Here is a 19,679-nt window from a genome sequence, read left to right on the forward strand (position 1 = left end):
CGCCGGTGACTGCCCGGACGGCCTACGGAGCCGCGACCTGGCAGCCCTTCTGGTTGCTGATGGCCTTGTTGAGACCGCCCGCGTTGAGCGTGGCGAGCGCGTCCTGGCCGCCCTTGTTCGCCTCCTGCAGACCGCCCGCGACCTCCTTGAGGCCGTCGGCGAACTTCGTCTTGTCCGCCGGGTCGAGGGCGTCCATCTTCGCCTTCAGGTCGGCGTACCCCTTCGAGGTCGCCTCGAAGCCCTTGACCGCGGCCTCCTGGGTCGTGGAGCCGTCCTTGACCGGCGGAACACCCGCCTGCTGCAGGGCGCCGCCCATCGTCTTGTACGACTCGGACATGGTGGCGAAGGCAGCCGAGTCCGTCTGCTTGACCTCGTCGGGCTTGCTGCTCTCCGTGGCCACGCGCTTGATGTCGGCGTTGGCGGTCTCGATCTTCTTGAGTTCGGGCTGCCACTGGTCGCAGACCTTCTTGGCCCAGGCGTTGGCCTTCTCGTCGCCGTCGTCCCCGCCGCAGCCGGACAGCACGAGCATCAGCACGGCACTGCCCGACAACGCGGCTGCAAGCTTCTTGTTCACCGGATTGGTCCCTTCGAAGGCTCTCGGCCCGGAAGATACACGCCTGCCATCCGGGGACGCGCAAAGGCGGACGGACGGCGCGTCAGTCCGCGCCGCCTGTCCGCCGTTCGGGCGCACGGCCGGCCCTGCCCGGCCGGGCCCGTCCTTCGAGTGGTGCCTCGGTCAGGAGACCGTCGCCGGGTCGGCCGACTGGGCCACCCGTTCGGCCGTCCCGTCGCTGTCGTCGCCCACCGCGATCCCGCGGCGCTTGGAGACGTACACGGCGCCGATGATGACGCCGATCGCGAGGACCGCGACGATCGCCCGTACGGTCGGGCTGGTGTCCGGGCCGTAGCTGAACTGCACGACGGCGGGTGCGATCAGCAGCGCCACCAGGTTCATGACCTTGAGCAGCGGGTTGATCGCCGGTCCGGCGGTGTCCTTGAACGGGTCGCCGACCGTGTCGCCGATGACGACCGCCTCGTGGGCTTCGCTGCCCTTGCCGCCGTGGTGGCCGTCCTCGACCAGCTTCTTCGCGTTGTCCCAGGCGCCGCCGGAGTTGGCGAGGAAGACCGCCATCAGCGTGCCCGTGCCGATGGCACCGGCGAGGAAGGAGCCGAGCGCGCCCACGCCGAGGCAGAAGCCCACCGCGATCGGCGTCAGGACGGCGAGCAGACCGGGCGTGGCGAGCTCGCGCAGCGCATCCTTGGTGCAGATGTCGACGACGCGCCCGTACTCGGGCTTCTCGCTGTAGTCCATGATCCCGGGGTGCTCGCGGAACTGGCGGCGCACCTCGTAGACCACCGAGCCCGCGGAGCGGGAGACCGCGTTGATGGCGAGGCCGGAGAACAGGAAGACCACGGCCGCGCCCAGGATCAGCCCGACGAGGTTGTTGGGCTGTGCGATGTCCAGGCTGAGGTTCAGTTCCCCGGCCTTGGCACCGACCTCCTTGACCGCGGCGGCGATCGCGTCGTTGTACGAGCCGAACAGCGCGGCCGCGGCGAGCACGGCGGTGGCGATGGCGATGCCCTTGGTGATGGCCTTGGTGGTGTTGCCGACGGCGTCCAGGTCGGTCAGGACCTGCGCGCCGGCGCCCTCGACGTCGCCGGACATCTCGGCGATGCCCTGGGCGTTGTCGGAGACGGGCCCGAAGGTGTCCATCGCGACAATGACGCCGACCGTGGTGAGCAGGCCGGTACCGGCCAGGGCCACCGCGAAGAGCGCGAGCAGGATGGACGTACCACCGAGCAGGAACGCCCCGTAGACGCCGAGACCGATCAGCAGGGCCGTGTAGACGGCGGACTCCAGGCCGACGGAGATGCCGGCGAGAACGACGGTGGCGGCACCCGTCAGGGAGGACTTGCCGATGTCCCGGACGGGACGGCGGTTGGTCTCGGTGAAGTAGCCGGTCAGCTGCTGGATCAGGGCCGCCAGCACGATGCCGATGGCGACGGCGACGACGGCCAGGACGCGCGGGTCGCCGGCGTGGTTGGTGATCGCCGCGTTCTCGACGCCGACGAGGTCCTTGTAGCTGGACGGCAGGTAGGCGTAGACGGCGATCGCGACCAGCACCAGGGAGATCACGGCCGAGATGAAGAAGCCGCGGTTGATGGCGGTCATGCCGCTGCGGTCGCTGCGGCGCGGGGAGACCGCAAAGATGCCGATCATCGCGGTGATGACGCCGATGGCGGGGACGATCAGAGGGAAGGCCAGACCCAGGTCGCCGAAGGCGGCCTTGCCGAGGATGAGCGCGGCCACGAGGGTGACGGCATAGGACTCGAAGAGGTCGGCCGCCATTCCGGCGCAGTCTCCGACGTTGTCGCCCACGTTGTCGGCGATGGTCGCGGCATTGCGCGGGTCATCCTCCGGAATGCCCTGCTCGACCTTGCCGACCAGGTCGGCGCCGACGTCGGCGGCCTTGGTGAAGATTCCGCCGCCGACGCGCATGAACATCGCGATCAGGGCGGCGCCGAGACCGAAGCCCTCCAGGACCTTGGGGGCGTCCGCGGCGTAGACCAGGACCACGCAGGAGGCGCCGAGGAGGCCGAGCCCGACGGTGAACATGCCGACCACGCCACCCGTACGGAAGGCGATCTTCATCGCCTGGTGGGAGACCGTGGTCAGGTCCTTGGCGGGCTCCCCCTCGGCGGGGGTGGCCTGGCGGGCGGCAGCGGCGACGCGCACGTTGGCGCGGACCGCGAGGCGCATGCCGATGTAGCCGGTGGCCGCCGAGAAGATGGCGCCGACGAGGAAGAAGGCGGAGCGTCCCGCCCGCTGATTCCAGTCGTCGGCGGGGAGCAGGAAGAGCAGGAAGAAGACCACGACGGCGAAGATGGCCAGCGTGCGCAGCTGCCTGCCGAGGTAGGCGTTGGCGCCTTCCTGGACGGCGGCGGCGATCTTCTTCATGCTGTCGGTTCCCTCGTCGGCGGCGAGGACCTGGCGGACCAGGAACTGCGCGACGACGAGTGCGGCGAGTGCGACGGCCGCAATGACCATCACGATGAGCCGATTGTCATCGGTGAGTACTGCGGATGCCAGATCAGCGGCGCTATCCGGCGCGAGAGGGGTGAAGAGCCCCGTCATTCGTCCTCCTTGACGTGATGAGCTCAAGATGTGGACGGATTGTAGGGAGCGCACACCGATCAAAACAGTGCGCAGGAAACACAATTGGCGTGCTCCTGCTCCTCAGCAATAGATCACGTCACTCCATTACCCTCGAAAGCGGTAATGGGGCAAAGGCGTTGACGGATGGTCATTGATCCAGGGAAATGAAAAAGGCCCTGCTCAGCAGGGCCTTGATAAAGATCAGAAGATAGGAGGGAATGCGCGCTCCGCGGATCTCACGAAAGATCGGAGGGCGCCGAGACGGGCCAGCTCATCCGGATGGTCCCGCCCGATTCCCCACTGGTCACCTCGACGTCGTCGACGAGCCCGCTGATCACCGCGAGCCCCATCTCGTCCTCGGTGTCCCCGTCGGAGTCCTGGACGGCGGCCATGCCGGACACGGTGTCGGCGGGGATCCCGCCGGGGCCGGGCACCTCGTCGCCGACCTCGATGGAGAACGTCTTGTCCTCTTCGGTCAGCACCACCCGCACGGGTGCGACCAGCCCGTTGCTCCGGTGGAGTCCGACGGCACGCGAACAGGCCTCGCCCACGGCGAGGCGGACCTCGTCGAGGACGGCTTCCTCCACGCCGGCCCTGCGCGCCACGGCGGCCGCGACCAGGCGGGCCGTCCGGACGTGTTCGGGCTGGGCGCTGAAGCGCAGTTCAACGGTGGCCATGCGCATCCCCCTCGGACTACGGGCGTGCCTTGCCAGAGGCCCGGACCGTCCATGGCCCGGTGCCCCTGCTCTCCTTGCCGGCCCCCAAGCTGCCCGGAGACTGCCGGGGGCCGCCTGGAGCCGTCAGTCGGTGGCGTTGACGGCGTCGTCCACCGTGGTGTGGATCGGGAACACCTTGGTCAGACCGGTGATGCGGAAAATCTTCAGGATGCGCTCCTGGTTGCACACCAGGCGGAGCGAACCCTCGTGCGCACGGACGCGCTTGAGACCTCCCACGAGCACACCCAGTCCGGTGGAGTCGAGGAAGTCCACTCGCTCCATGTCGACGACCAGGTGGTAGCTGCCGTCGTTCACCAACTCGACCAACTGCTCGCGCAGCTTGGGCGCGGTATACACATCAATCTCGCCACCGACCTCCACGACCGTACGGTCGCCGACAGTGCGAGTCGACAGGGACAGGTCCACGGATCCTCCAGCACCTTGCTATCGAGCGGCGCCCCCCAGGGGCCTCCCCACCCGAAGGTAGGTGAGGGATTGGCTGCCGCAATGGCATTCAATCACTTACCGGCAGGCGCGCACGACGCCTTCCGACCATTGTCCCGCACGCCGGTGACACACTCGGTCCCGATGGCCAACACTCACGGTCCCGGACGGCCCACGGCAGACGCGGACTCCCGACCCACCCCCGGCACGGTCCTGGACCGCCTGTCACGGGGGCCTTCCCGCTCTGCGCGCATCACCCATACGGAGCACTTGCCCCCTCGGGAGGGCCGTCATGCAGTCTGGCCCGACCGCATCCGAACGGATGTCGTAGCGGCCATCCAGTCCGCCGGGATCGGCCATCCGTGGGAACACCAGGCCGCGGCCGCCGAGCACGCCCTGGACGGCGAGTCCGTCGTCGTGGCCACCGGCACCGCGTCGGGGAAGTCCCTGGCCTACCTCGCCCCCGTCCTCTCGGCCCTCGCGGACGGCGCGCAGGCACCGAACGGCCGGGGCACGACCGCCCTGTACCTGGCCCCCACCAAGGCCCTGGCGGCCGACCAGCGGCGTGCCGTAAGGGACCTGGCCGCCCCGCTGGGCAACGCCATCCGCCCCGCGGTCTACGACGGGGACACGCCCGTCGAGGAGCGCGAATGGGTGCGCCAGTACGCCAACTACGTCCTGACCAACCCCGACATGCTGCACCGCGGGATCCTCCCGGCCCACCCGCGCTGGTCCGCGTTCCTGCGCACCCTGCGCTACGTGGTGATCGACGAGTGCCACACCTACCGCGGGGTGTTCGGCTCCCACGTGGCGCAGGTCCTGCGCCGGCTGCGGCGGCTGTGCGCCCGCTACGGCTCCGATCCGGTGTTCCTGCTGGCCTCCGCCACCGCGAGCGACCCGGCGTCCGCCGCCTCCCGGCTGACCGGCGTACCCGTGACGGAGATCACCGACGACGCCTCACCGCGCGGCGAGGTGGTCTTCGCCCTGTGGGAGCCGCCGCTGCTCACCGACCTGCGGGGCGAGAAGGGTGCCCCCGTCCGCCGTACGGCCACCGCGGAGACCGCCGACCTGCTGACCGATCTGGTGATCCAGGGCGTCCGGACGGTCGCCTTCGTGCGCTCCCGGCGCGGCGCCGAGCTGATCTCCGTGATCGCGCGGGAACGCCTCGCAGAGGTGGACCGGTCCCTGCCCCGGCGGGTCGCGGCCTACCGGGGCGGCTACCTGCCCGAGGAGCGCCGGGCCCTGGAGCGGGCGCTGCACTCCGGCGAGCTGCTGGGACTGGCCGCCACGACCGCCCTGGAGCTGGGCGTGGACGTCTCCGGCCTGGACGCCGTACTGATCACCGGCTACCCGGGAACGCGGGCCTCCCTGTGGCAGCAGGCGGGCCGAGCCGGGCGCTCGGGCCGGGGCGCCCTGGCGGTGCTGATCGCCCGGGACGATCCGCTCGACACCTACCTGGTGCACCATCCGGAAGCACTGTTCCGCCAACCGGTGGAAGCCACCGTCCTGGACCCCGACAACCCGTACGTCCTCGCCCCCCACCTGTGCGCGGCGGCCGAGGAGCTCCCGCTGACCGAAGCGGACCTGGGGCTCTTCGGCCCGGCCACCGGGGAGCTCCTGCCCCAGCTGGAGGCGGCCAGGCTGCTGCGCCGCCGGGCGACCGGCTGGCACTGGACCCGCCGGGAGCGGGCCTCGGACCTGACCGACATTCGGGGCGGCGGCGGTCGCCCGGTGCAGATCGTCGAGGCCTCCACCGGACGGCTGCTGGGCACCGTCGACGAATCGGCGGCCCACACCGCCGTCCACGAGGGGGCCGTCCACCTCCACCAGGGCCGCACCTACCTGGTGCGGCACCTGGACCTGGAGGGCTCCGCGGCCCTCGTGGAGGCGGCGGACCCGCCCTTCTCCACCACGGCCCGGGACACCACCTCCCTCTCCGTCCTGGAGACCGAGACCGAGATCCCCTGGGGCTCGGCCCGGCTCTGCTTCGGCTCCGTGGAGGTGACCAACCAGGTCGTCTCCTACCTGCGCCGCAAACTGATCACCGGCGAGGTCCTCGGCGAGGCCAAGCTGGACCTGCCGCCCCGCACCCTGCGCACCAGGGCCGTCTGGTGGACGGTGACCGAGGACCAGCTCGACGAAGCGCGGATCAACCCCGAAATCCTCGGCGGCGCCCTGCACGCCGCGGAACACGCCGCCATCGGCATGCTGCCGCTGTTCGCCACCTGCGACCGCTGGGACATCGGCGGCGTGTCCGTGCCACTGCATCCCGACACCCTCCTCCCCACGGTCTTCGTCTACGACGGCCACCCCGGCGGCGCCGGCTTCGCCGAGCGGGCCTTCCACACGGCCCGCGCCTGGCTGACGGCGACCCGCGACGCGATCGCCGCCTGCGAGTGCGAGTCCGGCTGCCCGTCTTGCATCCAGTCCCCCAAGTGCGGCAACGGCAACGACCCCCTGCACAAACGCGGTGCCGTCCGACTGCTCACCCGCCTCCTCTCCGAGTCCCCGCGGAACCCCTCCCCCGCCCCCTGACCCGCGGGACACACCCGGGGGCGCACCTCGGCCCCCGGCTGCGCCGGTGCGCTCCCACCCCACACCTCGCCGGGCTCTCCCCGGCAGGTCCCCGGCGCGGCACGGCGTCAGCCCGTCGGCTCCCGGGGCGGCCCCGCGCGGGCTCGGATCTCGGGCCTGAACGGGCCCGCCGCGACCCGGGCGGCCACGTCGGCGACTTCGCCCCCGAGGTGGCACCAGGCGAGCTCCGCACCCTGCGCCCGGGCCACCCGGAGCGCCGTGGTGCAGGCGGTGTCCGGCCCGTGCGCCCAGGTGGCCGCCGCGGCGAGCGCCGCCAGGTCGGCTGCCGCCGCCGCCCGGTGGCGGGCCAGGACGGCCTGGCCGAGCAGCAGCACGCCCGCGAACACCGCGCCCAGCGCCGTCGCCACCAGCGCCGCCCAGACCGTGGCCGAGCCCCGGTCGCGGTTCCGGCTCACGGTGGCGGCTCCACGCTGTCCTCGGCGAGGGCCACCGCCTGCGCGCCCAGCCGCAGCGGTATGCCGGCCGGCCCCGGGGCCGGCGCCACGACCCGCACCCGCCAGAGGTCGCCCACCCGCTCCAGCTCCACCCGGACCCCCGCCGGCGCGGCCTCGCGGGCCGCCGCCACCGCCACCTCCGGGGGCTCCGACCTGGACGCCGCCCGGGCGCCCACCCGGGCCGCGTCCACGCACCGGATCTGTCCGGCCGCCGCCATCAGGGCCCACACCAGCGACGCCGCGAAGAGCACCAGCGCCGGAATCACCAGGGCCGCCTCCGCCGTCACATATCCCCGGTCCCGCATTCCCCGGCCGCGGCCACCGGACTTCTCCTCAGAACGGCACATCGAGCGCCTTCCCGATGGTGGACTGAAGGGCCGTGGCGACGACGTCACTCGTCACCACCTTGTAGAGAACGGCAGCGAACGCACAGGCCGCGATCGTGCCCATCGCGTATTCCGACGTGGACATCCCCGCATCACTCCGGCGGCCGGCAAGAGCCGTCCGCACACGAAACCAGATGATCCTCATGGCAGTCTCCTGTGGATTTCCGTTATTTGTGTGGTCATTGCGACTTCAGGGGCTGGAGAGAAGTCCTGAGGCCATACCGATCACCACCGGCGCGACCCCGATCGAAAGAAATGCGGGAAGGAAGCACAGCCCCACCGGTGCGGTGACGAGGACCGCCGCCCGCTGCGCCCTGGCCCCGGCCCGGCGGGCCCGGTCCTCCCGGAGCCCGGAGGCGAGCCGCGACATCGGCTCCGCCGCGGGCGCACCGGTCCGCGCGGCCCGCTCCAGGCATTCGGCGAGTCCCCGGGCACCCGGTATCTCCGCCAACCTCCCCCACCCCGAACCCGGTTCGCTGCCGAGCCGCAGCTCCGCCCCGGCGCTCGCAAGCCGTTCGCCCACCGGTCCGCCCAGCGACTCGCCCACCACCTCCGCCGCCTCCACCGGCCCGGCTCCGGCCGCCAGGCACGCGGCCAGCAGATCGGCGGCGAACGGCAGCTGGCGCTCGCCCTCCTGCGGATCCGCCCGGGCCGTCTGCGGCCCGGACCGCAGGCGCCGCACCACGGCCGCGGCCAGACAGCCGACAGCCGCACCGGTCGCTCCGCCGACGAGCACCCAGCCCGCCAGCAGCGCCCCGGCCGGAGCGGCCCACGCCACCGCCGCCCTTCGCAGCACGGAATCCGACACCGGCCCGCGCGGCACTGACCGCGCACCCAGCAGCGCCGCGGTCCTGCGCCGGACGGCGCGCTCCCTGACCCGCGCCGCCAAAGCCGACACCATCCACAGGGCCGCCGCCGCACCCAGGACGATCCCCAGCCTGTGGACGAAGAATCCGGCCATCACCGTTCGCCCGCCCGGACGATCCGCCGGCACCACAAGAGCCCCAGCGCCTCCAGCACCCCGCCCGCCAGCAGGCAGCCCCACCCCATGGGGGTGTGCAGCAGAACCCGCAACGGGTTCGCGCCCAGCCCGGTGCCGATCAACAGACCCACCAGCGGGAGCAGCGCGAGCACCAGCACCGTCGACCGCGCGCCCGCCAACTGGGCCCGCAGCGACTCCTGCCGGTCCCGCTCGGCCCGCAGGGCTCCCTCCAGCCGGTCCAGCCCGGCGGCCAGCCCCGCACCGCCGTCCGCCGACACCCGCCAGCAGGCGGCCATCCCGGCCAGCCCCTCCGCTCCGGGCTCCTTGGCCGCCTGGCGCAGCGCCCCGGACACATCCCCGCCGAACGCCGCGGCAGCCAGCACACCCGCTTCCGCCGCACCCGGACCACCCGGGCCGGCGGCCGTCCGCCGCATGGCCGCCGTCAGCGCCTGCCCGGGCTGGGCTCCGGCCCGCAGCTCGCCCACCGCCGCCCCGCACAGGGCCACCACCTCGGCGGCCCGGGCGGTGCGGGCCCGCTCGCACGCCCGCGCCCGCAGCCAGCGCCGCACCAGTGGTACCGCTCCCGCCCCGACCAGCAGCGGGAGCACCGACCCGCCCAGGACCGCGATCACCGCCCCGGCCGCGAGGCAGGCCCACTCCCGCCACCGCCCGGCCCGCACCCGCAGGGCGCCCAGCAGCAGCTCGCGGCGCGGCGGGCGTCCGCACCCGGGCGGCTGCCACCCTCCGGCGAGCACCGCCCTGGCCCGCCGGGACCCCCGGTCGCCGCCGGTGATCCCCCAGGCGGCCGCGCCCGCGCACAGCACTCCGGCGAACAGCGGCAGCGGCAGCACCGCCCCGGCGCTCACCGGGCACCTCGCAGCAGGGGGCGCAGCCGGTCCCAGCCCTGCTCCCGTACGAAGCCCCGGGCTGCCCACCTCAGCGCCGGTACGGTCACCACCAGTCCGGCGGCGTCCCGCTCCAGCACATGCACCTCGGCCACCCGGCGCCGCCCTTCCCGGTCCCGCACCAGGTGCAGCACCAGGGTCAGCGCGGCGGCCAATTGGCTGTGCAGTGCGCCCCGGTCGAGCCCCGCGGCCGTCCCCAGCGCCTCCAGCCGGGCCGGGACGTGAGCGGCCGCGTTGGCGTGCACCGTGCCGCATCCCCCCTCGTGACCGGTGTTCAGCGCCGCGAGCAGGTCCGCCACTTCGGCGCCGCGCACCTCGCCGACCACCAGCCGGTCGGGCCTCATCCGCAGCGCCTGCCGGACCAGGTCCGCCAGCGTGACCAGCCCCGCCCCCTCCTGATTGGCCGGCCGGGTCTCCAGCCGCACCACGTGCGGATGGTCGGGGCGCAGCTCGGCCGAATCCTCGGCCAGCACGATCCGCTCGCCCGGCCCGACCAGCCCCAACAGGGCACTGAGCAAAGTGGTCTTGCCGGTCCCGGTCCCGCCGGAGACGAGGAATGACAACCGGGCCTCGACCATGTCCCGCAACAGCCGCTGCCCGCCCGGTGGCAGCGTGCCCGCCGCGACGAGCTCGTCCAGTGTGAAAGCCCGCGGCCGCACCACCCGCAGAGAGAGGCAAGCCGAGCCGACCGCGACCGGTGGCAGCACGGCGTGCAGCCGCGTGCCGTCGGGCATCCGGGCGTCCACCCAGGGCCGGGCGTCGTCGAGCCGCCGCCCGGCCACAGCGGCCAGCCGCTGGGCGAGCCTGCGCACGGATCCCGCGTCGTCGAAGGTCACCCCCGTCAGCTCCAGCCCGCCCCCGCGGTCCACCCACACCCGGTCCGGGGCGGCCACCAGCACGTCGGTCACCTCCGGATCAGCCAGGAGCGGCTCCAGCGGGCCCGCACCGACCAGTTCGGAGCGCAACTCAGCTGCCGCACCCAGTACTTCTTCGTCGCCCAGCAGCCTGCCCTGTGCGCGCAGGGCGGCCGCCACCCGCGCCGGGGTCGGCTCCGCCCCGCTCTCGGCAAGCCGCCGGCGCACCGCGTCCAGCAGTACCGCGCTCATGCCGGCACCCCCTGACCGGCGCCGAGGGCCCGCTGCCAGAAGCCGTCGCAGAAGCGGGAGAGAGCACCGCGCCCCTGCGCCCCCGGCGGCTCCCCCTCGGCCACCCGTCCCGGGAGCCCGACCTCGACGGGCACCTCACCGGCCAGCGGAGCCCCCAACAGCCCTGCGACGGACTCCGGATCGAGACCGCCGGGGCAGCGGCCCCGGACGACGACGCGGACGTCCCGGGCCACCATCCGCACCCCGGCGGCCACCCGTCCCGCCGCCGCCACCGAACGCAGCTCACCCGGCACCACCATCAGCACCAGGTCAAGCTGAGCGAGGACCTCGGCCACGGCCTCGTCCACCCGGCGCGGGAGGTCGACCACGACGACGCCGCCCCGGCGGCGCGCCGCGGCCACCACCGCGCGGACAGCGGCCGGAGGCACGACCACACGGTCTCCCCGGTCCCAACTGAGCACCCGCAGGTCGTGCAGTTCGGGCAGGGACTCCTCCAGCGCTCCGGCTCCGACCCGTCCCCGGGAGGCCGCGAAGTCCGGCCAGCGCAGCCCCTCGGCACCCTCGCCGCCGAGCAGGACGTCCATGCCGCCGCCCAAGGGGTCGCCGTCGATGAGCATGGTCCGCTCACCGGCACGGGCGGCACGGACGGCGAGGGCGCAGGCGAGGGTGGAGGCGCCCGCCCCGCCACTGCCCCCGATCACGCCGACGGCGAGGGCGGGCCGTCCGGCCCCTTCGACGACGTCGGCGATCCGGTCCACGAGCCGGCTCTCGGCGTCGGGGAGGCGCAGCACCTCCTCGGCGCCGATCTCCACCGCCCTTTGCCACACGAGGGGATCGTCCGGGTCCCGTCCGACGAGGAAGACCCCGGTCCTGCGCGGCGCACCCCGCACACGCCTCGCGGCGTCGTCCCCGACCAGCACGAGAGGGGCCGACTCCCAGCCAGCACCGCCCGTGTTGAAGCCAGTCGCGGAAACGGCCGGATCGACCCCGCTCGGGACGGATCCGCCCTCCGCTTCCACGACCGCGCCGCCGCGCGCCGGCATCGTGTGGAGCACGTGCGGTTCGGCCCCCGCCGCCGCGCACAGCCGCAGCAAGTCGTCGAGCAGCAGGGGGTCTTCGGTGATGATCAGCGGTCGTCCCCCAGCGGTCCCGGCCGCGGGCGCGGCTGCTGCGCCGCTGCCCGCCTCCTGCTCCCTTCCGTTCCTCACGGACTTCGGCGTTTCGCACGACTTCGATCGAGCCACGATCTCCGCCCCCTTCTCACTGCAAATCCCCAGCGCCGCGGACTTCGCGGCTGGAATCACCGTGCAGGGATCGGGAAAAAGAAGTGGATCTTGCCCAATAACTGTGGACAACCCATCGATTGTGAATAACCCGGTCACTCTCACAGGTGAGTTCCAGAGCGCACGGGAATCACTACGCAGCGTCACGAGTCTGACGTGGTGAGGGTGCGGAACCGGCGCGCCCCACACAGGAGGAGGGCCGAGGAGATGGCCGTTCAGGGCCGGAGCAAGGGACGCGAACTGCGTCCGGACATGCGACGACCCCCGCCGGGGGGGAGAGCGGGGGTCGTCCCCACGGTCCGACTCGGGGGGGGAGGAGCCAGACCGGGTTAGCACGGTCGCGAACGATCCGTGACTTCCATGGTGTACCCGAGAGCCCTCTCAGGCAAACCCACGCGCCACACCTTACGCCGAATGGTGGGCGCATATGCTCGGTGCGTGGAAAATCAGCCCATGCCGCACTCCTCGCCCCGCACCGCCGCCTTCTTCGATCTGGACAAGACGGTCATTGCGAAGTCGAGCACCCTGACGTTCAGCAAGTCCTTCTACCAAGGCGGCCTGATCAACCGGCGAGCCGTGTTGCGGACCGCATACATCCAGTTCATCTTCCTGGCCGGCGGCGCCGACCACGATCAGATGGAACGGATGCGGGAGTACCTGTCCGCCCTCTGCAAGGGATGGAACGTGCAGCAGGTGCGGGAGATCGTCGCGGAAACCCTGCACGACCTCATCGACCCCATCATCTACGACGAAGCCGCCTCCCTGATCGAGGCCCACCACACGGCCGGCCGCGACGTGGTGATCGTGTCAACCTCCGGAGCCGAGGTGGTCGAGCCGATCGGGGAGATGCTCGGCGCGGACCGGGTCGTCGCCACGCGCATGGTCGTGGGTGAGGACGGCTGCTTCACCGGTGAGATCGACTACTACGCCTACGGGCCCACCAAGGCGGAGGCCGTACGGGAGCTCGCCGAGTCCGAGGGCTACGACCTCTCCCGGTGCTACGCCTACAGCGACTCGGCGACCGACCTCCCGATGCTGGAAGCGGTCGGGCACCCGCACGCGGTCAACCCCGATCGGGCGCTGCGCCGGGAAGCGACGGCACGCGAATGGCCGGTGCTGGTCTTCAGCCGGCCCGTCCGGCTGAAGCAGCGGCTCCCCGGGCTGTCGATGCCCGCCCGCCCGGCGCTGATCGCCGCAGCAGCGGTGGGCGCGGCAGCCGCCACGGCCGGGCTCGTCTGGTACGCGAGCCGCCGCCGGGCCCACACCCTGTCGGCGGCCGCCTCAGGCTGATTGCCCCACCTGCACCGATTCAGTCTGCCCGGTTCGCCCCCGTTCGTCCGGAAAGTAAAAAGTGGAGCCAGGGGTTTCGCATAGCAGCGAAGCGGAGTACAAATAAAGCAACGGCCCGCGAGACCAAAGAACATCCGAGAGGATCATCTTTAAAACGCAGTAAGGCCCACGGACCGAAGCATGAACGCCGAGCACCCACGCGACGTCGACCCGTCGATTACGGGCCAGCCGCACCAGGTGACGGGCAAAGTACCCGACCTGATGGGCAACCTTCGAGGACGCTTGGTAACTGGGCGTAAGTGCCAGCGGCGACACCAGAGCAGTACGGTGTCGCCGCAACCCATGTCCGGGCCCGGAACCTCGCGACCGGTTCAGGCCGCGCCGCGCTGCAGGGCCTCGCAGACCGCCGTCGACTCCCGCACGCCGAGCTCGATCGCACGTCCACAGTGCACAATCCAGGCCGCCATACCCTCCGGGGTCCCGGAGAGATAGCCCGCGAAGGCGGCCAGATAGGCCTCGGCGCCCTGCTCGGCGTGACCGACCTCCGCCGGGCAGATCGCCTTGGGGTCCAGGCCGCTGTTGATCAGGACGATGCGCTCGGCCGCGCGCGCGACCAGCCCGTTGTAGGAGCCGAACGGCCGCAGCGCCAGCAACTCACCGTGCACGACCGCCGCCGTGACCAGGGCCGGGGCCGAACCGCCCGCGATGACGATCCGGGACAGGCCGTCGAGGCGGCCGGCGACTTCGTCCGCCGTCGGCAGCGGCGCCTCCACCAGCGGCTCGACCACCGACTCGCCGGCGAGGCGCGGGCGGCCCACCACGTCGCCCCCGGCCGTGGAGCCGACCGCGACGAGATGCAGGCGCGCCAGGACGCGCAGCGGGGACTGGCGCCAGATGCTGAGCAGCTGCCCGGCCTCCGCCGTGAGCCGCAGCGCAGCCCCCACGGTGAGCGCCTCCGGTTCCGAGCCGAAGTCGGTACGCCGCCGCACCTCTTCCAGAGCCCAGTCCGCGCCGGACAGCGCCGCGCTGCCGCGGGCGCCGCGCAGGGCGGCCTCCGAGGTGATCTCACCGCTGCGGCGGCGCATCACCCGGTGCCCGTAGACCCGGTCCACGGCCTTGCGTACGGAATCCACGGAATCGGCGACACCCGGCAGCCCGGCCAGGGCGGCCAACGGGTCAGAAGCGCTACTCATAAGTAGGGAGCCTACGCACTGTGCGGGCGCGACACCGACCCCTCCTTGGAGTGGTCTTCTTCACTCACCTTGACAACTCAGCGCTACGCAGCCGCTACGCTTGGTGAACATGAAGATCGCTTTCGTGGGAAAGGGCGGCAGCGGCAAGACCACGCTGTCCTCCCTCTTCATCCGCCACCTCGCCGCCAATGAGGCCCCCGTCGTCGCGGTGGACGCCGACATCAACCAGCACCTGGGCGCCGCGCTCGGGCTCACCGAGGACGAGGCGGCCTCGCTGCCCGCCCTGGGCGCCCACCTGCCCCTGATCAAGGAGTACCTGCGGGGCTCCAACCCGCGCATCGCGTCCGCGGAGACGATGATCAAGACCACCCCGCCCGGCCGGGGCTCACGCCTCCTGCGCGTCACCGAGGACAACCCGGTGTACGAGGCCTGCGCGCGAACGGTCGTGCTCGACGGCGGGCCCGTACGCGTCATGGCGACGGGGCCGTTCACCGAAGCCGACCTGGGCGTGGCCTGCTACCACTCCAAGGTCGGTGCGGTCGAGCTCTGCCTCAACCACCTCGTCGACGGGCCCGACGAGTACGTGGTCGTCGACATGACGGCGGGCTCGGACTCCTTCGCCTCGGGCCTGTTCACCCGCTTCGACATGACCTTCCTGGTCGCCGAGCCGACGCGCAAGGGCGTCTCCGTGTACCGCCAGTACAAGGAGTACGCCCGGGACTTCGGGGTCGCCCTCAAGGTCGTCGGCAACAAGGTGCAGGGCCCCGAGGACATCGAGTTCCTCCAGGACGAGGTCGGCGAGGACCTACTCGTCACCGTCGGACACTCCGACTGGGTGCGGGCGATGGAGAAGGGCCGCCCGGCCTCCTTCGAACTGCTGGAGGCGACCAACCGGTTCGCGTTCCAGGCGCTCCAGGACACCGCCGACGACTCCTACGCGCACCGCGACTGGACCCGGTACACCGAGCAGATGGTGGGCTTCCACCTCAAGAACGCCGAGAGCTGGGGCAACGCCAGGACCGGAGCCGACCTGGCGGAGCAGGTCGACCCCGGCTTCGTCCTGCGCGAGGGCCTGCGCACCCCCGGCGCTATCGACGGCGGCGCGAGCGCCGAGGAGGTCGTCAGCCCTCGTCACCAGTCCCCTCGGCCGGCTCCGCAGCCGGCTTGACGCCGGCGGGGGCGGCCGGCGGCGCCGGCGGCCCCACGGTCAGGAACTTCGTCCAGCCCTCCTTCGGCGCCTCGCCGACGTCGAGGGTGCGCATCCACTCCAAGGCCTTCGGGTCCTGGGCGTCCAACCAGTCCACCAGTTCCCGGAACGGCACGCAGCGGACCTCCTTCTGCGTGCACATGCCCTTGATCGACTCCTCGACGGCACGCATGTAGGTGCCGCCGTTCCAGGACTCGAAGTGGTTGCCGATGATCAGCGGCGCGCGGTTGCCCTGGTAGACGCGGTCGAAGGCCTGCCGCAGGCCGTCACGCATCTGGTCGCCCCAGTAGGCATGCTGCGAGGGGTCGCCCTGCGAAGTCGTCCCGGACTGGTTGACCATGTAGTTGTAGTCCATGCTCAGGGTGTCGAAGGCGCGTCCCGGCATGGGCACCAACTGGAGCGGGATGTCCCAGAGCCCATCGGTCTTCTTGGGCCAGATCTGCTTGCTGATCCCGCTGGAGTCGTAGCGGAATCCCATGTCCTTCGCAGCCAGCATGAAGTTCTTCTGGCCTTCGAGGCAGGGGGTGCGGGCGCCGATGAGCTCCTTGTCGTAGTCGAAGGGGAGCGCCTCTTCCTTCTTCAGGCCCGCATTGGTCTTCCAGTTCTTGACGAAGGACTTGGCCTGGTCGATCTCGCTCCTCCACTCCTCCACGGACCACGTCCCGACGCCGCCGTCGGGCCCGCAGAAGTGCCCGTTGAAGTGGGTGCCGATCTCGTTGCCCTCCAGCCAGGCCGCGCGGACCTGGGCGGCGGTGTCCTTGATGCCCTGGAGGTCGCCGAAGCCGATGTCGGAGCGGCCGGGCGAGTGCTGCGGAGCGGTGTAGAGGAAACGCTTCTCCTCGGGGAGCATGTACACGCCGCTGAGGAAGTACGTCATCCGGGCGTCGTACTTCTTGCCGACCTCGCGAAAGTGCGAGAAGAGCTTCTGACTGTCCTCGCCGGCCCCGTCCCACGAGAACACCACGAACTGCGGGGGCTTCTCCCCCGGCTTCATCTTCTGGGGCTTCCGCACGTTCGGCTGCGGTCCGGTATACGCGGTCGAGCCGTCACCGATGGGACGGTTGACGCTGCCGGGGGCCTCAGGTGCAGCCTTGAGCGCGTTGGGTCCTCCGGCGGCCGGGCGCTTCGCGGGTTCCGAGGCGGTGCACCCGGCGACGCCCAGGACCAGCGCCGTGGCGACCAGGCCGCCGGCGATCTTCTTCGTGGCGGCGATCATCCGCCCCACCTCTCCCTCGCTGTTGCATCGCAGGACTTCCGCGCCGCAACGTCCCATGCGGCCCCGGACGAGGAAGGCGTGACAAGCCGTACAAAATGCTTAATCACCCATGAGTGCTAATTCGTAGTCCATTTGCCCGAATTGTTCGCTACTCATCTTTACTCTCCATTACCATCCATTTACTGAGTGTTGAGATTCCCGCCGCTTCACCCCTCATCCCCGAGGAGACGGGACCCCATGACAGCCACTTCCCCCACCAGCACACCCCGAGGGGTCCGCAAAGACCTCCCCGCGGACCTCTCCGCCTCCATCACCGTCTTCCTGATCGCCATCCCGCTCTCCCTCGGCATCGCCCTCGCCACCGGAGCCCCGCTGCAGGCGGGCCTGGTCGCGGCCGCGGTGGGTGGGATCGTCGCCGGACGCCTGGGCGGCGCACCCCTCCAGGTCAGCGGGCCGGCCGCCGGACTCACCGTGGTCACCGCCGAGTTGATCCAGCGGTACGGATGGCGCACCACGTGCGCCATCACCGTGCTCGCCGGTGTCTGTCAGCTCGGCCTCGCCGCCCTGCGCACCGCCCGGTCCGCGCTCATGGTCAGCCCTGCCATCGTGCACGGCATGCTCGCGGGCATCGGCGTGACGATCGCACTGGCCCAACTACACATCGTGCTCGGCGGCACTCCGCAGAGCTCGGCCGTGGCGAACGTCCTCGGCCTGCCTGCCCAGCTGGCGGACCTGCACCCGGTGGCGCTCGGAGTCAGCGCACTGACCCTGGTCGTCCTGCTCGGCTGGCCGCGGCTGCCCGGGCGGCCGGGCCGTGCACTGCGCAGGGTGCCGGCACCCCTCGCCGCCGTCGCCACGGCGACCGCCGTCGCCGCACTGGCCGGGCTCAGCCTGCCTCGGGTGGACCTGCCGTCCTGGCGCAGCCACGCCCTTCCGGAAATGCCCGAGGGGCCGGTCCTCGGCCTCATCGCCGCCGTACTGACCATCACCCTGGTCGGAAGTGTGGAATCCCTGCTCTCGGCGGTCGCGACCGACAAGCTGATCGCCTCCGAGCGGGGCACGGACAACCGCCCGCCCCGTGCCGACCTCGACCGGGAACTGCGCGGGCAGGGCGCGGCGAACATCGTCTCCGGAGCCCTGGGCGGGCTGCCCATCACGGGTGTGGCCGTGCGCAGCGTGGCGAACGTCAAGTCCGGCGCGGCCAGCCGGAAGTCCACCATGATCCACGGGTGCTGGGTGCTGCTCGCGGCCTTCCTGCTGGTGCCCCTCCTGGACCTGATCCCGCTGGCCACGCTAGCCGCCCTGGTGATGGCGGTGGGCGTGCAGATGGTCAGCATCACGCACCTGCGCAGCGTCACCCGGCACCGGGAGGCCCTGGTCTACGGGACGACCATTGCGGCCGTGGTGCTCGGCGGGGTGCTGGAGGGCGTGGCCGTGGGCATCGCGGTCGCCGTGGCCCTGGCCCTGCACCGCCTCGCCCGGACCCGGATCACGCTGGAGCGGCTGGACGGCGGCGCCCACCAGGTGCGGGCGCACGGCCAGTTGACCTTCCTCGCGGTGCCACGGCTGAGCCGCGTGCTGGGCCAGATCCCGCACGACGCGCACGCCGTGCTCGAGCTCGACGGCTCCTTCATGGACCACGCGGCCTACGAGACCATCCGGGACTGGCAGCTGTCCCATCTGGCGCACGGCGGAACCCTGGAGGTCACCGGCCGCTCGGGACAGGCAGCCCGGATCACCGGGGCCGAACAAACCGGGGACGGCGGAGCGCACACGCCCGACGGAGCGGACCGGGCCGACGTCCCGGGCGGGGCGCACGCGCCGGGCAGCGGCCACGACGTCCGCCACGCCGAGGGCGGCCACCAGGGCGAGCGGTCGCGTCGCGCCCAGCAGCGCGGGACGCACCAGTGCTGCCGTCCCTGGACCCCCTGGCAGAACCACTGCGACCACCGCGCCGCTTCCACCCGTACCGCCACCACGGCCGCGACGATGGCGGCCGCGGCGGCCACGGACACCGCGGGCGGTGAGGGGCAGGCCGGGGCGCCGGCGCCCCGGCTGCGCGGCGCGGGCCAACTGGCCAGCGGGATCAGCGCCTTCCACCGCGACACAGCACCCCACGTACGGGACGAGCTGGCCCGGCTGGCTCGCGAGGGGCAGCGGCCCTCGCAGCTGTTCATCACCTGCGCGGACTCCCGGCTGGTGACCAGCATGATCACGGCGAGCGGCCCGGGAGACCTGTTCACCGTGCGCAACGTCGGCAATCTGGTGCCGCTGCCCGGCGCGGAGTCCACGGACGACTCCGTCGCTGCGGCCATCGAGTACGCGGTGGACGTGCTGCAGGTGGACAGCATCACGGTCTGCGGGCACTCGGGCTGTGGGGCCATGCAGGCCCTGCTCAGCTCGGCGCCCGGGGTCGCGATGACTCCGCTGCGCCGCTGGCTGCGGCACGGACTGCCCAGCCTGGCGCGGATGTCCAGCCGCCACCACGCCTGGGCCCGGATCGCCGGCAGGCTCCCCGCGGACGCGGTGGAGCAGCTGTGCCTGACCAATGTGGTCCAGCAACTGGAACACCTGAGGGCCCACGAGTCGGTGGCCAGGAGGCTCGCGGAGGGCACCCTGGAGCTGCACGGGATGTACTTCCACGTGGGCGAGGCCCAGGCGTATCTGCTGTCCGAGGGGGATGACTTCTTCGACTGCAGGGTCTTCGACACGGTCGGCCAGCACGCCTGAACCGATACCCTCCGATATCCGTGCCACCGTTTGGC

17 protein-coding genes are annotated in these 19,679 nt (G+C 72.0%); 4 read left to right on the forward strand and 13 right to left on the reverse strand.

The window, feature by feature from the left end:
* Positions 1 to 22 precede the first annotated feature (22 nt).
* The 4 genes from ACFW2G_RS02160 to bldG form a co-directional block, all read right to left on the reverse strand.
* A complete protein-coding gene (locus tag ACFW2G_RS02160; protein ID WP_037921045.1) occupies positions 23 to 574 on the reverse strand; it encodes a hypothetical protein in 552 nt (183 codons plus the stop codon).
* A gap of 162 nt (positions 575 to 736) precedes the next feature.
* The gene (locus ACFW2G_RS02165; protein ID WP_037921043.1) at positions 737 to 3,136 is read right to left on the reverse strand and encodes a sodium-translocating pyrophosphatase; all 2,400 of its coding nucleotides are present in this window, start codon (positions 3,134 to 3,136) and stop codon (positions 737 to 739) included.
* Between the two features lie 257 nt (positions 3,137 to 3,393).
* Positions 3,394 to 3,834, reverse strand: coding sequence for an ATP-binding protein (locus ACFW2G_RS02170; RefSeq protein WP_037921040.1), 441 nt, complete (start codon positions 3,832 to 3,834; stop codon positions 3,394 to 3,396).
* Positions 3,835 to 3,957: 123 nt separating this feature from the next.
* Positions 3,958 to 4,299 carry an anti-sigma factor antagonist BldG gene (bldG, locus tag ACFW2G_RS02175; protein ID WP_030028781.1) on the reverse strand — a complete coding sequence of 114 codons (342 nt, stop codon included), beginning with the start codon at positions 4,297 to 4,299 and terminating at the stop codon, positions 3,958 to 3,960.
* 81 nt (positions 4,300 to 4,380) lie between these two features.
* Between bldG and ACFW2G_RS02180 the strand changes: the two genes are divergently transcribed.
* On the forward strand, positions 4,381 to 6,852 hold the full coding sequence (locus ACFW2G_RS02180) for a DEAD/DEAH box helicase (protein WP_384581213.1): 2,472 nt from the start codon (positions 4,381 to 4,383) through the stop codon (positions 6,850 to 6,852).
* Positions 6,853 to 6,959: 107 nt separating this feature from the next.
* On the opposite strand, the gene ACFW2G_RS02185 is transcribed toward ACFW2G_RS02180, so the two are convergent.
* Genes ACFW2G_RS02185 through ssd form a run of 7 tightly spaced genes read right to left on the reverse strand, consistent with a single transcriptional unit; the run spans position 6,960 to position 11,933 of the window.
* Entirely contained in the window at positions 6,960 to 7,307 is a 348-nt protein-coding gene (locus ACFW2G_RS02185) for an Rv3654c family TadE-like protein (RefSeq protein ID WP_384447300.1), read from the reverse strand.
* Positions 7,304 to 7,693: a TadE family type IV pilus minor pilin gene (locus ACFW2G_RS02190; protein WP_384581215.1), complete on the reverse strand. Its 390-nt coding sequence runs from the start codon at positions 7,691 to 7,693 to the stop codon at positions 7,304 to 7,306. The genes ACFW2G_RS02185 and ACFW2G_RS02190 overlap by 4 nt, the downstream gene beginning before the upstream one ends.
* Entirely contained in the window at positions 7,680 to 7,877 is a 198-nt protein-coding gene (locus tag ACFW2G_RS02195) for a DUF4244 domain-containing protein (protein WP_037921035.1), read from the reverse strand. The genes ACFW2G_RS02190 and ACFW2G_RS02195 overlap by 14 nt, the downstream gene beginning before the upstream one ends.
* 45 nt (positions 7,878 to 7,922) lie before the next feature.
* Positions 7,923 to 8,693, reverse strand: a complete 771-nt coding sequence (locus ACFW2G_RS02200; RefSeq protein ID WP_384446062.1) for a type II secretion system F family protein — start codon at positions 8,691 to 8,693, stop codon at positions 7,923 to 7,925.
* Positions 8,693 to 9,580, reverse strand: a complete 888-nt coding sequence (locus tag ACFW2G_RS02205) for a type II secretion system F family protein (RefSeq protein ID WP_384446061.1) — start codon at positions 9,578 to 9,580, stop codon at positions 8,693 to 8,695. The genes ACFW2G_RS02200 and ACFW2G_RS02205 overlap by 1 nt, the downstream gene beginning before the upstream one ends.
* A complete protein-coding gene (locus ACFW2G_RS02210; RefSeq protein ID WP_037921029.1) occupies positions 9,577 to 10,725 on the reverse strand; it encodes a TadA family conjugal transfer-associated ATPase in 1,149 nt (382 codons plus the stop codon). The genes ACFW2G_RS02205 and ACFW2G_RS02210 overlap by 4 nt, the downstream gene beginning before the upstream one ends.
* Positions 10,722 to 11,933, reverse strand: coding sequence for a septum site-determining protein Ssd (gene ssd, locus ACFW2G_RS02215; protein ID WP_384446060.1), 1,212 nt, complete (start codon positions 11,931 to 11,933; stop codon positions 10,722 to 10,724). The genes ACFW2G_RS02210 and ssd overlap by 4 nt, the downstream gene beginning before the upstream one ends.
* 528 nt (positions 11,934 to 12,461) lie before the next feature.
* On the opposite strand from ssd, the gene ACFW2G_RS02220 reads away from it, so the two are divergent.
* Positions 12,462 to 13,298, forward strand: coding sequence for an HAD family hydrolase (locus tag ACFW2G_RS02220; RefSeq protein WP_384581276.1), 837 nt, complete (start codon positions 12,462 to 12,464; stop codon positions 13,296 to 13,298).
* Positions 13,299 to 13,669: 371 nt separating this feature from the next.
* Here ACFW2G_RS02220 and ACFW2G_RS02225 read toward each other — a convergent pair whose 3' ends face one another.
* Positions 13,670 to 14,491 (reverse strand): oxidoreductase, encoded by an 822-nt coding sequence (locus ACFW2G_RS02225; protein ID WP_384581217.1) that lies wholly within the window; start codon positions 14,489 to 14,491, stop codon positions 13,670 to 13,672.
* 109 nt (positions 14,492 to 14,600) lie between these two features.
* Here ACFW2G_RS02225 and ACFW2G_RS02230 point away from each other — a divergent pair, with 109 nt between their 5' ends.
* Complete coding sequence (locus ACFW2G_RS02230) at positions 14,601 to 15,659, forward strand: ATP-binding protein (protein ID WP_384581219.1); 1,059 nt, start codon at positions 14,601 to 14,603, stop codon at positions 15,657 to 15,659.
* Here ACFW2G_RS02230 and ACFW2G_RS02235 read toward each other — a convergent pair.
* Complete coding sequence (locus ACFW2G_RS02235) at positions 15,613 to 16,914, reverse strand: lipoprotein (RefSeq protein WP_037921012.1); 1,302 nt, start codon at positions 16,912 to 16,914, stop codon at positions 15,613 to 15,615. The two genes, ACFW2G_RS02230 and ACFW2G_RS02235, sit on opposite strands and share 47 nt — an antisense overlap.
* 237 nt (positions 16,915 to 17,151) lie before the next feature.
* On the opposite strand from ACFW2G_RS02235, the gene ACFW2G_RS02240 reads away from it, so the two are divergent.
* A complete protein-coding gene (locus tag ACFW2G_RS02240; RefSeq protein WP_384581221.1) occupies positions 17,152 to 19,644 on the forward strand; it encodes a SulP family inorganic anion transporter in 2,493 nt (830 codons plus the stop codon).
* Positions 19,645 to 19,679 lie beyond the last annotated feature (35 nt).

The sequence above is a fragment of the Streptomyces sp. NPDC058880 genome (genome assembly GCF_042742535.1).
GTDB lineage: Bacteria > Actinomycetota > Actinomycetes > Streptomycetales > Streptomycetaceae > Streptomyces.